At 44.8% G+C, this 14,685-nt stretch carries 14 protein-coding genes and 1 pseudogene; 1 reads left to right on the top strand and 14 read right to left on the bottom strand.

Going from position 1 to position 14,685, the window contains the following annotated elements; translation table 11 throughout:
- Positions 1 to 222: 222 nt before the first annotated feature.
- The gene (locus KQI39_RS01690; protein WP_216416109.1) at positions 223 to 789 is read right to left on the bottom strand and encodes a hypothetical protein; all 567 of its coding nucleotides are present in this window, start codon (positions 787 to 789) and stop codon (positions 223 to 225) included.
- Between the two features lie 7 nt (positions 790 to 796).
- On the opposite strand from KQI39_RS01690, the pseudogene KQI39_RS01685 reads away from it, so the two are divergent.
- Positions 797 to 2,566: pseudogene (locus tag KQI39_RS01685) on the top strand (phosphoketolase family protein); the annotation flags it as partial.
- Positions 2,567 to 2,632: 66 nt separating this feature from the next.
- On the opposite strand, the gene KQI39_RS01680 reads toward KQI39_RS01685, so the two are convergent.
- The 13 genes from KQI39_RS01680 to citD all read right to left on the bottom strand — a co-directional run bounded on the left by KQI39_RS01680 (position 2,633) and on the right by citD (position 14,600).
- Positions 2,633 to 3,538 carry a LysR family transcriptional regulator gene (locus tag KQI39_RS01680; protein WP_216415967.1) on the bottom strand — a complete coding sequence of 302 codons (906 nt, stop codon included), beginning with the start codon at positions 3,536 to 3,538 and terminating at the stop codon, positions 2,633 to 2,635.
- Between the two features lie 33 nt (positions 3,539 to 3,571).
- Positions 3,572 to 4,570 (bottom strand): adenosine deaminase, encoded by a 999-nt coding sequence (add, locus tag KQI39_RS01675; RefSeq protein WP_253293015.1) that lies wholly within the window; start codon positions 4,568 to 4,570, stop codon positions 3,572 to 3,574.
- 130 nt (positions 4,571 to 4,700) lie between these two features.
- Positions 4,701 to 5,444 (bottom strand): DUF362 domain-containing protein, encoded by a 744-nt coding sequence (locus tag KQI39_RS01670; RefSeq protein ID WP_330653913.1) that lies wholly within the window; start codon positions 5,442 to 5,444, stop codon positions 4,701 to 4,703.
- Between the two features lie 69 nt (positions 5,445 to 5,513).
- Complete coding sequence (locus tag KQI39_RS01665) at positions 5,514 to 5,702, bottom strand: hypothetical protein (protein ID WP_216415963.1); 189 nt, start codon at positions 5,700 to 5,702, stop codon at positions 5,514 to 5,516.
- 111 nt (positions 5,703 to 5,813) lie between these two features.
- Positions 5,814 to 7,604, bottom strand: a complete 1,791-nt coding sequence (locus KQI39_RS01660; RefSeq protein WP_216415961.1) for an aminopeptidase P family protein — start codon at positions 7,602 to 7,604, stop codon at positions 5,814 to 5,816.
- A gap of 4 nt (positions 7,605 to 7,608) precedes the next feature.
- On the bottom strand, positions 7,609 to 8,412 hold the full coding sequence (thiD, locus tag KQI39_RS01655; protein ID WP_216415959.1) for a bifunctional hydroxymethylpyrimidine kinase/phosphomethylpyrimidine kinase: 804 nt from the start codon (positions 8,410 to 8,412) through the stop codon (positions 7,609 to 7,611).
- Positions 8,409 to 9,089, bottom strand: coding sequence for an HAD family hydrolase (locus KQI39_RS01650; RefSeq protein ID WP_216415957.1), 681 nt, complete (start codon positions 9,087 to 9,089; stop codon positions 8,409 to 8,411). The genes thiD and KQI39_RS01650 overlap by 4 nt, the downstream gene beginning before the upstream one ends.
- Positions 9,090 to 9,199: 110 nt before the next feature.
- Positions 9,200 to 10,498: an HAD hydrolase family protein gene (locus KQI39_RS01645; protein ID WP_216415955.1), complete on the bottom strand. Its 1,299-nt coding sequence runs from the start codon at positions 10,496 to 10,498 to the stop codon at positions 9,200 to 9,202.
- 11 nt (positions 10,499 to 10,509) lie between these two features.
- Entirely contained in the window at positions 10,510 to 11,385 is an 876-nt protein-coding gene (gene citG, locus KQI39_RS01640; protein ID WP_216415953.1) for a triphosphoribosyl-dephospho-CoA synthase CitG, read from the bottom strand.
- Between the two features lie 46 nt (positions 11,386 to 11,431).
- Complete coding sequence (locus KQI39_RS01635; protein ID WP_216415951.1) at positions 11,432 to 11,596, bottom strand: hypothetical protein; 165 nt, start codon at positions 11,594 to 11,596, stop codon at positions 11,432 to 11,434.
- Positions 11,597 to 11,831: 235 nt separating this feature from the next.
- A complete protein-coding gene (gene citF / locus KQI39_RS01630) occupies positions 11,832 to 13,397 on the bottom strand; it encodes a citrate lyase subunit alpha (RefSeq protein ID WP_216415948.1) in 1,566 nt (521 codons plus the stop codon).
- Between the two features lies 1 nt (position 13,398).
- Entirely contained in the window at positions 13,399 to 14,298 is a 900-nt protein-coding gene (locus tag KQI39_RS01625) for an aldolase/citrate lyase family protein (protein ID WP_216415947.1), read from the bottom strand.
- On the bottom strand, positions 14,295 to 14,600 hold the full coding sequence (citD, locus tag KQI39_RS01620) for a citrate lyase acyl carrier protein (RefSeq protein WP_216415946.1): 306 nt from the start codon (positions 14,598 to 14,600) through the stop codon (positions 14,295 to 14,297). The genes KQI39_RS01625 and citD overlap by 4 nt, the downstream gene beginning before the upstream one ends.
- Positions 14,601 to 14,685: the final 85 nt, after the last annotated feature.

The raw sequence follows: 14,685 nt of genomic DNA, 5'->3' as shown, positions 1-14,685 counted from the left end.
ACAACAGAATTTTTATCATAAGTTACTCTATTTCTGTACATTACAGATATATCGGACAAAAAGACCGAATTGTTACCATAATACAATACTTCTGCTCTTTTGAAAAGAGGTTAATTTCATATCCAATCCAGATCTATACCAGAAAGATGAAACTGGTATTGTTTCTTTTTTCATAGCCATAGATCCGGTTATCCAGTGTAATATTTATGAGGTTTTCGATAGTCATAAGAGGAAAAAGCTGGCCGCCGTGGGTGTGGCCGGAAAATACAAGGTCAACGCCGGATTCTGGGCTTCGATGGTTTTCATATGTTCCTCAAAGCCTTTTCCATGAAACGTAGTTCCAACATGGGAATCTGAGAACACTGCTACTTTAAGATTCCCAACTTCTTTCTCTGTCTGGATCCGATAGTTTTTTTCCCACACGTGATGAGCCAGATACCAGCCGGTGCCAAGATAACACATCGTAAAAATAATCGCTGTGATACCAGCATAATATCTGGAAAAACTTTTTTCACGGTGTTTCTTTATAAGAGAAAAAATTCCGTCACTGATCATCCAGAATATCAGTAAATGAAGAACACAGACAATTGCATTCATTGATCTCCACAGAAACCAGATGACTGCCGTAAATACAATTGTGATCAAAAATCCGTAAACTAAGGCAAGACGTTTTTTTCCATGGGACAGATTTCTGACGAAAGAAAAATGTCCGATTCTGTTGGACAGATATAAAATTCCCGCAAACGCAAGAACAAATAAAACGACCATAAGAACAGCCCACATAATCATAATTTTATCCCTTCTTTCTTGTCTTCACTTAAACGGATATAAGATCAGCAACCCGACTATTTTCTCCCGTCTTTCTCATGAAGAGCTTGAGTGCTTCTTCAAGGGTTGCGGCTGGAAACCATATTTCGTTGAAGGCGACGACCCGATGACCATGCACAAGAAGATGGCTGAAACCATGGATACTGTTATTGAGGAGATCAAAGCGATCCAGAAAAATGCACGTGAAAACAATGATCCGGAGCGTCCAGTATGGCCTATGATCGTTCTTCGTACTCCGAAGGGATGGACAGGTCCTAAGGTTGTTGACGGACTTCAGATCGAAGGATCTTTCCGTGCTCATCAGGTTCCGATCTCTATGGAGAAACCGGAGCATCTTGATCTTCTGAAAGAATGGTTGACAAGCTACCGTCCGCAGGAGCTGTTCGATGAGAACGGCCGCTTGATTCCGGAGCTTGCAGAACTGGCTCCTAAGGGAAATGCACGTCTTGGTGCCAACCCACATGCAAACGGCGGTCTTCTTCTGAAAGATCTTCGTCTCCCGGATTTCCGTGAATATGGCATTGATGTTCAGCCAGGAAAAACTAAAGCCCAGGATATGATCGAGCTTGGCGGATACATCCGAGATATCTTCAAACTCAATGAGGAGAACAAAAACTTCCGTATTTTCGGACCGGATGAGAGTATGTCCAACCGTCTGTACAAAGTATTTGAGTACCAGAAACGTGACTGGAATGCGGAGCTGCTTGACACTGATGACTGTCTTGCAAGAGACGGACGTATCATGGACAGTATGCTCAGTGAGCATATGTGTGAGGGATGGCTGGAAGGATATCTTCTTACAGGCCGTCACGGATTCTTCGCAAGTTATGAGGCATTTATCCGTATCGTTGACTCCATGGCCGCTCAGCACGCAAAATGGCTGAAAGTCTGCAATCAGCTTTCCTGGAGACAGCCGATCGCTTCCTTGAACTTCATTCTTACATCTAATGTATGGCAGCAGGATCATAATGGATTTACACATCAGGATCCGGGATTCCTGGATCACATTGCCAACAAAAAGGCAGACGTGGTACGTATGTATCTCCCGCCAGACGCGAACTGCTTACTCTCCTGCTTTGATCACTGCATCAAGAGTAAGAACTATGTCAATGCCATCGTAGCTTCCAAACATCCAAGCTGCCAGTGGCTGACTATGGAACAGGCTGTTAAGCACTGCACACAGGGTATCGGCATCTGGGAGTGGGCAAGCAACGACTGTGGCGAGGAACCGGATGTTGTTATGGCCTGCTGCGGTGATACTCCTACCCTTGAGATCATGGCTGCTGTTACCATCCTTCGTGATGAAATGCCGGAGCTTAAGATCCGTGTTGTAAACGTTGTGGACCTGTTCAAACTGGAATCCGACCACAAACATCCGCACAGCTTAAGTGATGCAGAGTATGATGCGATCTTCACAAAAGATAAACCAGTGATCTTTGCATTCCACGGATATCCGACTCTGATCCATGAGCTTACTTATGAGCGTCATAACCACAACATCTCTGTTCATGGCTATCAGGAGGAAGGTACTATCACTACTCCGTTTGATATGCGTGTCCAGAACCAGATCGACCGTTTCAACCTGGTAAAAGATGCTATCATGCATCTCCCGCAGCTTGGCAACAAAGGTTCCTTCTTAATCCAGAAGATGAACGACAAGCTTGTTGAACATAAGCAGTATATTGCAGAATATGGCCAGGATCTTGAAGAGATCAGAAACTGGGAATGGCATAAGTAAAAATCCTCCAACCATATAAATACAGGGCAGGTACCATGTAATCGCACGGTGTACCTGCCCTGTATTTTACTTTGTTTTTTCTGCTTCTCTTTCCGTGAGAAATTTCTGAAATGCTTTTGAAGCAATGCTCTGAGGATATTCGGTATCGTGAATTACCAGAATGTTTCTTTCCGGAAGCGCTTCTTTTACCTGAATCTCAAAAACCTTTCCAGATCCCAGATCATCCTGGGCAAATTCTCTGGGAATGAATCCAATTCCCAGATTATACCGGACAGCGGGAAGAATCATATCGGTTGTGGCAAGCTCCACATCCGGTGAAAACTGCAGCCCATGCTGTTCGAAGTAAGAATCCAGAAATTTCCTGGTAATGGCTTCCGCTGTCAGACTGACCCACGGACAGTTGGAAAGCTCTCCAAGGGAAAGTTCCCTGTCTTTCAGTTTTTCAAATCTGCTTCCGCCGATCAGGATATCTCTGTATTTTTTTACAATCTTCATTTTCAGAGGAGCCGCTACCTGCAAAGTTGCCGATACAACAGCCAGATCTACTTTTCCTTCTTTCAATGCATTTACGGAATCCGTGGTGCTGTTATTCAGGATTTTGAAGTGAACATTCGGGTACAGGATATTGAAATCCCGGACTGCTTCAAACAGATAACAGTGAAGAGCTGTTTCTGTTGCACTGATATAGATGGTTCCATTTTCCAGGCTGATCAGATTGCTGAGATTATTTTCGCCCTTAAAAAACTGGGCACATCCGGCAGCTACGTATTCATAAAAGATATTACCCTCCGGCGTCAGTTTCATTCCGGTTTTGCTCCGGATGAATAATCTGCATCCAAGAATATTTTCCAGGTTGTGGATCGTTCTTGTAACAGCCGGCTGACTGGTTTTTAAAACGGATGCCGCTTTTGTAAGGTTTTCGTACTTTGCTACATAATAAAATACTTTGTAGTGTTCAAAATTGGTGTCCATAGCTGTCCTCTCTCCTAATAGTTTTCATCTGGTTCAGAAAAGGAGCTGTTCTTTCAGTTTCTGTTTTCTGTCCTTGGAGGTGAAAGCTGCTTCCACTGAATGAAGGAGCAGCTGCTTCTTCTGTTCTTCTGTAAGATTTAACAAAGATTCCATGTACTGGAATTCCCGGGAAAGGGTTGTTCTTTCAATGGCCGGATCATCGGTATTTAATGTTACTTTCAGCCCTTTTTCGAGAAATGTTTTCAGCGGATAGGCGGACATCTCTTCCACTGCTTTTGTCTGGCGGTTGCTTGTCGGACACATTTCCAGAAAAACGCCTGTATCTTTTACAAGCTGCATCACTTCTTCGTTTCCTGCGATCCGCACACCGTGACCGATCCTGGTCGCACCCATATGGATGGCTGTTTTTACGTCATCCGCGTCTCCGGCTTCACCTGCATGAATGGTAAATGGAACCTGGTATTCTCCTGCTTTTGCAAAAAGATCCTCGTAATTTTCCGTTGGGAAAAGTGCCTCGGCTCCTGCAAGGTCAATGGCAACTACGCCGCCATCTTTTACAAGATATTTTTTTGCCAGCTCCAGGGTTTCCAGATTTTCTTTCTGGTTGGAATCGCCACGCATACAGCATAAGATCAGATTTCCAGGGATAGGCGATTTTTTCAGGCCACGTAACGCAGACTGGATCGCTGTTTCCTGAGTCATTCCTTTTTGTGTATGGAACTGTGGGGCAAAACGGAGTTCTGCGTAGATCACACCGTCTTTTTTCATTTCAGAAAGGATAAGATAAACGGCTTCTTCCAAAGCTTCTTCTGTCTGTAGAAGGGAAAGGGGCAGGTCAAAACATTTCAGGAAATCATTGAGATTTTCGCAGGTATCCGGCACAGAAAGAAGGGAAAGAAGTTCTTCGTCTGTTGTGGCCGGAAGTGTAATCTGCTGCAATGCGGCAAGTTTTTTTGCAATATCCACGGTAATACAGCCATCGAGATGTGCATGAAGATCGATGTAGTGATTGATTCTGTTTTCTGTTTTCATAGGCATTAAGTACCTCGCTGTTTGGATTTTTCTCTATTATAACACGAAAATGAGCGCATGAAATTCCACATTTTATGGATACATGCGCCCTTTTCTGTTTTAAGGATCTTTCACATTTTGTGAAATATTCTTATCTCTGGAATGGTTTTACATTCTTTACTGCATCTGCAGGAAGGATCTCTTTATCATCTTCGTCAATGTTGATGAGATGATATCTGTCATTTCCCATGTGCATTTCTTTCATATAGCTGAGCTGGCGGAGGCCGTGACGTGTCTCAATTCGCTCTACCAGATCTTTATGATCAGAATCTTTCAGTGCATACACAAGGTCTACAGAGGCCTGGTCTGCCGCAAGAATATCTGTAGATGCGACGATTCCGATATTCGGTGTTACGACCGGTGCTGCTCCAACACCCTCACAATCGCAGGAAACAGACATGTTTCGAAGGACATTGATAAATACGATATTCTTTCCGAAGTGGTCAACTACAGATTTGGTGGACTCTGTGATACGCTCCATCAGTTCTTCCTCTGCAATACTCCACAGATTGTCGGAACCTTCTACCGTATGGATCATTCCCTTACCGATACGTCCGTCTGCACAGCCGATACCGATGTTCTTGTTGGAGCCGCCGAAGCCGCCCATAGTGTGGCCTTTGAAATGTGTCAGGACAAGCAGGGAATCATAGTTTTCCAGATTTTTTCCAACGCTCATCTCTGTAAACCATTTTCCGTCTTTTACCGGGAACATGGTAGTTCCGTCCTCATCCAGGATATCTACCGGGCAGAATGTCCAGCCATTTACCTTCAGAGTTTCACGATGTTTCTCCGTTGTGTAACGGTCTCCCTCGTAGTAGGTGTTTGTCTCTACGATATGGGCTTCCGGGATCTTATCTGCGATCAGTTCCTTTACCCATGGTGCAGGGATGATATTTGGTCCGTGCTACTCTCCTGTGTGAAGTTTGACTGCGATCTTACCATTAAGGCTGCCGCTTACACGCTCGAAAATCTTCTTCAGTCCTTCGGCGGAAAGATCCTCTGTAAAATATACGATGGATTTCTCTCCGGAACGCTCCTTATAAGGAATGTAATGTTCTCCGCCTGTTCCAGGTACGATTTTTTTGTGTGCCATTTGTAATCCCTCCTGTGTTATGTTCATAAAAAATTTCGCTGTTTTTATGATACAATCTAAACCTAGGTTCAGGTCAAGAATTTTTTGTCAAATGTAACCGTTAATTCCGGATCAGATTGCCTGTGTGGCTTCTTTTAACCAGCATTTTTCCTCCTCATCCAGATATGGAGAAATTTTCTCATATACAAGAGCATGATACTGGTTGAGCAAAGTGCGTTCTCCTGCTTCCATCTGGGCTGGATCTATGCCTTCCAGGTCAAAAGGTACCAGAGTCAGAGGTTCAAATTTCATAAACTGGCCGTAGGCTGTTTTTTCAGCTTTTTTGCAGACTACAAGGTTTTCATGACGGATACCAAACTCATTTTCCGCATAGTATCCAGGTTCATCGGAAGTGATCATTCCTTCTTCCAGAACAGGGGCCGGACGATCTAAAAGATTTTTCCAGCGGAAACTCTGGGGGCCTTCGTGTACATTGAGAAGATAACCTACTCCATGACCGGTTCCGTGGTTGTAATCCTCTCCCATAGCCCAGAGTGGTCCTCTTGCCAGAGCATCCAGATTCAGTCCGGTACAGCCATAGCGGAATTTTGCGGCTGCCAGATTCAGATGCCCACGAAGTACTGCTGTGAAATATTTTTTTTCTTTTTCAGTAACCGGGCCAAGTACAACGGTACGAGTGATATCTGTAGTTCCTTCAAGATAATGTCCGCCGGTATCCATCAGAACCAGTTCTTTTGGCTCCAGTGGGATACTGGTTTCTTCTGTTGCACCGTAATGGACAATGGCTCCATGTGCACCGTAGGCAATGATAGGATCAAAGCTGTTTCCCTGGAAGTTCTCCTGACCGGAACGAAATTCATAGAGTTTATCCGCTGCGGAAAGTTCTGTGATCTCCTGATTTTCCACATTCTTTTTCAGCCAGTGGATGAATTTCACCATTGCCACGCCATCTTTGATGTGAGCAGTCTTTTCATTCTGGACTTCGGTTTCATTTTTGATAGCTTTTGGAAGAAGAGTCAGGTTTTCTCCATTCAGGATCGTTACTCCGGACGGAATGTTGCTGACCAGGCGGCTGTTTACATTGCTTTTTGAAAGATATACTTTTTTCTCTTCAGGGATCGTCTGTACATAAGTGTAAATATCCTCATATGGATAGATGGTAACACCATCTGCGGCCAGAGCTTCTTTTACTGAATCCGGAAAAGCTTTTTCATTGGCAAAAAGCCGGATTTCTCTCTCATCCATTGCAAGATAGGAAAGCACTACCGGGCAGCAGTGGATATCATTTCCGCGGATATTCAGAAGCCACGCAATATCATCCAGAGAGGTGAGTACAAAAAGATCTGCGCATTTTTCTTTCAGTTTGCTGCGGATTTCCTGGATCTTGTCTGCTCTGGATCTTCCGGCCCATTTTTCGGATAATTCCATTACCGGTTCGCAGGAAAGTGCCGGGCGGTCATCCCAGATATTTCCGATCAGATCCTCATTTACAGAAAAACGTACCTGTTTTTCCCGAAGGATTTTTTTCAGTTCCTCTGTTTCTTCTGCGCTGACAGTACGGCCGTCGAAGCCGAGACACATTCCTTCTTTCAGATTTTCTTCCAGAAATTTATGGATCGTCGGTACATCCGGTTCTCCCATCTTAAACAGAGTAACCGGTGTTCCCTCTAACTGCTGTGCAGCCTGGATAAAATATCTTCCGTCTGTCCAGAGCCCTGCCATGTCCTCCATGATGACGGCAGTTCCGGCAGAACCGGTAAATCCGGTAATGTATTTCCTGCATTTAAAATAATTTCCTACATACTCGGAACCGTGAAAATCATCGGTCGGAACCAGATAAGCATCGATTCCCTTTTCTTTCATCTGTTTTCGAAGAGCGGTGATCCGTTCTGTAACTGTCATAACCTTATGCCTCCTCTGTATAACTGTTTTTTACTGCAAAACCATGATCCATAGGGCCGCTTCCTTTTCCGAGATCCAGCATGGCAGCAAGAGCTCCGGAAATATAGTCCTTGGCACGGTTTACAGATTCCACCATGGAAAATCCTTTTGCAAGGTTGGATGCGATGGCTGAGGAAAGAGTACATCCTGTTCCGTGGGTGTTGGGATTGTCGATCCTTTTTCCCTCAAACCACTGATACGTTCCGTTCTCATAGAGAAGATCATTGGCATCATTAAGCTTATGGCCGCCCTTGCAGAGAACTGCACAGTGATACTGTTCGGAAACCTGCTTTGCGGCTTCGATCATATCTTCGGTGTTTCTGATCTTTCGTCCGGTAAGCACTTCCGTTTCCGGGATATTGGGAGTGAGAAGATCCGCAAGAGGAAACAGTTCTTCTTTCAGAACATCCACAGCCTCTTCGCTGATCAGCCTTGCACCGCTGGTAGCCACCATAACCGGGTCTACCACGATATTTTTCGCCTGATACTGGCGGAGTTTTTTGGAGATCATACAGATCAGATCACTTTCGGAAACCATTCCGATCTTTACTGCATCCGGAAAAATATCCGTAAAAATACAGTCCAGTTCCTGGCCCAGAAATTCTGCCGTTGCATTCTGGATGGCTGCGACACCGGTGGTGTTCTGGGCAGTCAGTGCGGTGATGGCACTCATGGCGTATACTCCGTTTGCCATCATGGTCTTGATATCGGCCTGGATCCCTGCACCTCCGCTGGAATCGCTGCCTGCGATGGTTAATGCTGTTTTCATCTTTCGTTTCCTCCGTTTTCTGTAAATATATGATTCTGTAATTCTGTCAGATTCTGGCAGTAGATATGTGCGTCATTTTTTAACTGCTCCTGATCCGGTTCTCCCAATGCGTCATAGATGCCTGCAGTCAGAAATCCAGCTTTTCCTGCGGTCTGCAGTGCATAGAGAGAATCTTCCACTACCAGTGTCCTGGATGGCTCCGTTCCCAGCACTTTCGCTGCTGTAAGATAGATCTTCGGAGAATATTTGCTTTCTCCGATCTCACTGGTGGTATAGATTTTTTTAAAAAAAGAAAGAAGGCCGTTTCGCTTTAGTGCCCGGCAGATATGTTCTTTGGGGCTTGAAGTTGCCACCACAGCCGAGATTTTCTTTTTGGCAAGGCATGCAAGAAGTTCTCTGGCGCCTGATTTTGCCGGGACTTCCTCAAAATAGTAGTTTTGGATCCGAACTTTCAGATCTTCCACGATCTTTTCTTCGGAAAGCCCAAGAGCGAACTTGCTTTTCAGCCATGCCGCTCCCTGCTCCATACTCATGGGAAAAAGGATCTCTTCCATTCCCGCAACCGGCTGATATCCCAGATCTGTGATATATCGTTTTCCAAGTTCCCTCCAGATAGAAAGAGAGTCCAGAAGGACACCGTCCGCATCAAATATCACGGCTTTTATAGGAAAAATCATGTTTTTTCTCCTGAAAAATAATTTCTGTTGATATAAAAAACGCGGATATACCACAAAAGATATATCCGCATTTTATTATAAGCCGCAGGTTCCCAAAATGCAACCGGGAGTTATCTGACAGTTTCTTTTTCCAGACCAACTGGTTCGTACAGCTTTTTTAATGTTTTTACCATTTCATCTTTCCCGGTATCTTCGATACAGACATCGTATCTGCCTTCCACACTTCCGAATGTAATCACTTTATCCAGATTCAGCAGTGCTTTTAAATTCCGGAGCATATTTTCCCGGGTAGCATCTTTGATGTAGATCTTGATGTTGGCACATCCGGGATATCGGATGGAATCATGAAAAGCCACACGGTAACTGCCGATCCACTGCTGCTCCATCAGTTCCCGGTAAAGTTTTTCCATGACTTCTTTTTTATCCAGAAGATACAGATATACCACGTTTTCGTATACCGGCTGAGTTTTCTGGACGTAATTGCGATGAGGAGACCGGTGTCTCCGTTCATAAACTTCCTGATGAAGAGGTGAGATCAGCCGGTCATAATAAATTACCAGAAGATCATCCACTACACAGTTTGTAAAATAAGAAATTCCTTTCCGGTCAAGAAAATCACAGATCGTCTGTGCCTGGGACGTTGACATCTGATATTTCATAAGATAGGAATTTTCGTTCAGATCGTACAACACTGCTCCATCCATGGCGATCACCGGAAGTTTCAGATGAATCCCAGGAAGAGATTCCCGGATCGTTGCAGGAGTACGCCCGGTAGATACGGTGAACTTTGCCCCGGAATCGATCAGGCGGTTCAGTTCGATCCTGCTGTATGCGGACATCTGATCTTTTTGATTGAGAAGGGTGTCATCAATTCCGGAAACAAAAAGAACATCTTTCTGCCGTTTTCTTGGAAGATGCACGGTATTTACGATCAGTGCGATCCCAACTCCGATCAGGGTATCCAGTACACGGTTAAATACAAAGAGAAACGGACTTGCGTCTGTCATATGCATGACCGTTATACTTAAAAACACCACGCATGAAAAATAAGCAGTATTTTTACAGTTCAGAACAACGGTAGAGTAAATAACAATTCCCGTAAAAAGTGAAATCAACATGTATCCGGGAAAAGTGTCCATAAGACTTCCGTGAAACAGATACATCTGGCTCAGAATGATCACCAGTCCCCAGAAAGCGCCCACAAAAGTTCCTGTGACTCTTTTTTTTGCCACCTGAGCCATACTGTCCTGATAAGGCTGGATACACTGAAGAACTGCCAGTGCGGAATAAAACGGGATTCCTTCTCTGTTTCGAAGATAAAACACACAGAAGCAGCATGCCACAGCGATCACAGAGCGAAGGATCCGCTGTCCTGGTTTTGGAAAATGGAAAGTATTTTCAGCAGCCATGTCCTTTTCTCCTATATCATTTTTTCCAGCTGGTATAAGAACAGGGTTGCCGCCAGCAGATCCGCCGCACCGCCGGGGCTTAGATTTCTGCGGATGCATTCCTGATTCAGCTTCTCGATCTTTTTCATGCCGGTTTCAAAAAAAGCGCCGCCCGGTTTCCAGATTTTTTCTGCCTGCTCCTGGATCCATATGACATCTGCGTAGGATCCACGGCTCCAGACATTGGTATCCTTTAATTCCATCATGATCCGCAGCAGAACATTGATATTGGAACGGTTCTCATCAAGCCCGATGGCACGGTACTGTCTCACCAGAGGAAGCGCTGTTTTTCCAATGATAGGAAAACCTTTCTGGGCCTCTCCACGGATTCCACGTTCTTTGTATTTCTGAAAAAGGATCTCTCCATGAGTTACCGGTGTTCTCTGACTCATTTCATAGAAATCTGCTTCCAGCGCTTTTTCCGTCATTTCGCTGGCAGAAGCAAGGATTTTTGCAGTATCAAACCGACGAATCCTGGCATAGCAGTGTCCGGCGCAGGCGGACAGGATTCCCATGGTAAAAATCAGTCCTTTATGAGTGTTGACCTGGGCTGTTGCACGAAACATGGCTTTTTCTGCCAGCACTCCTGTTCGGCGGATCCTGGGAAAAAGATTCTGGAGATTTCTTTTCCAGAAATATCCTTCAAAGAACATTTTTGCCAGATAGGGAGTGATGGCATCGGCGCTTCTTTCAAAAGTATACACGTTCATATCATGGTGAGCACCATTGTCATGACGATCTACAAGTCCTGGCTTTGGAGTAGTATAAACTTCTCCAAGGATCGCACTTTTGATACACTGTTCTATTTCTGCAGAGGTAAGCACTGCCGCATTCGCTCTTGCATACATGAGATCACTCCTCCTATCACTCTTATGTTTTATGGAAGAACAGGATTTATGCCTGCTCTACATAATCGTCAATCACCTGAAACAGCTGTCTTTCTCTGTCTTTTTCTTTTGGGGTGTTGGAACATCTGCGTCCCGGAACCTGTCTCATTATTAAGATGTATGGTCCAAAGATATTTGCGGTTGCGTAATTTTTTACTGTTTTTGTCATCATGATCATTTCCTCCTTATCCGGTTTTTCCTCCGGTTGCTTTTCTTTTCTTCTTAAGATAACTATAACAAAGCTCTGCCCCGAAATCTAATTCTCTGTCATTATGCTGTTATGCCAAAAAGGAAAGTCCCGGAAAATTTCGTACAAAAAAAGAAAGCTCCATGGCAGTAGAGCTTTCTTTTCATAGAGAGGTTTATAATTTGTGGGTGGTTACCAATATCATAACGATAGATTCGATTTATGCTTCTTTAAAGGTAAATGGTTTTACCTGGCGGACAACATCCATGATGGTGCCTTCACGACCTTCGATAATACCTACAACTCGGTCACCAAACTGAACCGGTTCAGGCTCACCTGTGATAGAATATGCGATATCGCGAAGTTCTTCAATAGTCTTCAACGGTACACAATTTGCTTTTTTCAGTGCATCCAGAAGATCCTGACGTGCCGGGTTTACCGCAACACCGTAATCTGTGACAACAATATCTACAGACTCACCAGGTGTGGTAACGGTTGTAACATTAGAGCAGATCGCCGGGATACGTCCCTGTACCAGCGGAGAGATCACGATGGTACATTTTGCGCCCATGGCTGCATCCGGATGGCCGCCCTGTGCACCTGTGATCACACCATCGGAGCCCACAACAACGTTACAGTTAAAGTTTACATCGATCTCCAGTGCGGCAAGAACTACGTAGTCCAGTTTGTTTACAAATGCACCTTTGTTAAATGGATTTGCGTAAGCGCCGGCACTGATCCTGTGATGATTCGGACGTTTTACGGATTCTACTGCGGAAGTATCGAAATCCTGTGTATCCAGAAGTTTTCCTACCAGGCCCTCATCCAGAAGGTCACACATGCCTTTGGACATGCCGCCCACTGCGAATCCCATTTTGATCCCGCGCTTTTTCATGATCTTTCCGAGAGATGCTGCAGATGCGATGGAGGCACCGCCGACACCGGTCTGGTATGCAAAACCGTCTTTGAAATACGGAGTATTTACAACAACCTGTGTACAGTAATCCGCCATCATCAGCTTTCTTACATCTGTAGTTGGTTTGGCTGCTCCGGAAGCGATCTTTTCCGGAATACCGATCTGATCTACCACGCAGACATAATCAACTTTTGTCATGTTGATATCTGCAGGATAGTTCGGGAACGGTACCAGACAGTCTGTGACAGCAACTACTTTGTTGGCATGGTTTCCGTCTACGAAGGAATAGGAAAGGACACCGCAGTCGCTTTTTCCGCCAACACCTTTACAGTTTCCGTAATCATCACAGGTCGGTGCTCCGATAAAGGAGATATCGATGACAGTTTCACCGGTCTGGATGGCGCGGATACGTCCGCCATGGGAACGCATGATGGCAAGTCCTTTTAATTTTCCTGCGGAGATGGCTTCGCCGATCTTTCCACGGACACCGGAGGACTGGATGTTTGTGATGGTTCCATCCTCGATCATCGGTACCAGAGCATCGTGTGCTTTTCCAAGAGAGCTTGCACAGATGGTAACATCTTTGATCCCCATATTGTGGACTTCCTGCATAACCATGTTTACAACCAGATCTCCGTCACGGAAATGATGGTGGAAACCAAGTGTCATACCATCGTGAGCGCCACATTTTACAAGGGCTTCGTGGATGGAACTTACCATTTTGCTGGTATCATGGTTCATAACTACTTTTGTAATGGGTCCCTGTTTCTGAAATTCTGTGTTATCTTTGTAATAATTTCCCTGAAAAACTTCTTTTCCTGTCTGTTTCAGGATTTCTTCCGGGATTTCTCTTCCAACTTTATTTAACATCTTATAAATCCCCCTCATACACGCCGGATGCTTTGGCAAGTTCGATGGTTCTCTTTGCACCGTCATAGAATGCGATATCGATCATCTTTCCGTCAACGGTAAATACGCCGATGCCTTTGGCTTTTTTGTCGTCAATTTCTCTTACTACCTTCTCTGCAAAGATGATATCTTTTCTGGAAGGTGTGTAAATGTCATGTACAACCTGAATCTGTCTCGGGTTAATGATGGATTTTCCGTCAAATCCCATAAGATGGATGGTCTCTACGTCCTGGCGGAAGCCTTCCATATTGTCAAGATCTGTGTAAACCGTATCAAAACACTGAACACCTGCGGCTCTTGCTGCGATCACCATGTTCTGACGGGCACCCATAAGCTCTACGCCTGTGCCTGTGATATGTGTCTGAAGATCTTTGGTGTAATCTCCTCCGGAAAGTGCGATTCCGAAAAGCCTGTCTGATGCTTCACAGATATCCAACGCACGCATGATTCCTCTTGCGGATTCCAGGGCTGCCATGATAAGGACGCTTCCCTCCGGACGGTGGAATTCTTTCTCTGCAGCTGCAACTGCTTCTTCTACCATATGTACATCTTTTGCACTTTCGGTTTTCGGGATTCGGATGGAATCACATCCACCGGCAACTGCACAACGGATATCCTCTTTCCAGTATGGTGTATCCAGACCGTTGATACGGACAACTGTTTCCACACCGTGATAATCGATCTCACGAAGTGCATGGAAAAGGGAATATCTTGCAGCGTCTTTTTCCTTCTCAGCAACTGCATCTTCCAGATCCAGCATAATGGAATCCGGTTTGTAGATATACGGATCTTTGATAAGTCCTGGTTTCTGACAGTTAAGGAACATCATGGTTCTTCTTAATCTTTTTTTATTTGGATTCATCGAATGGCACCTCCCCATGGAAGATTTTCGTTCTGGTCTGCTCCTCTGAAAAGAGCTCCCTCCACTCTTGCTTTCAGCGTACAGTCAAGAGCACCTTTATCTACAACGCTGATCTTTACATCACGGACATCCAGTCTTTCAAGAGTGTTCATAACAGTGGCACGGATGCTGTTTCCGAACTGGTTGATTACAACACTGTCCAGATCAAATTCGATCCCTGCTCCTTCTGCGTTTGGTTCTACGGTTACCAGAGCATCGCTGGATTCCAGTGTACCGGCAACTGCGTTTTTAATGATCTTCACGGTTTATTCCTCCTCATGTGATGCTTAAGTTTCTTTCTGTATCCATCATAAATCACTGTGAGCGATTTGTATAATTGTGAAAAAG

This window comes from Blautia sp. MSJ-36 (assembly GCF_018917985.1).
GTDB lineage: Bacteria > Bacillota > Clostridia > Lachnospirales > Lachnospiraceae > Blautia_A.
This window is presented reverse-complemented; position numbering and strand designations above follow the sequence as displayed.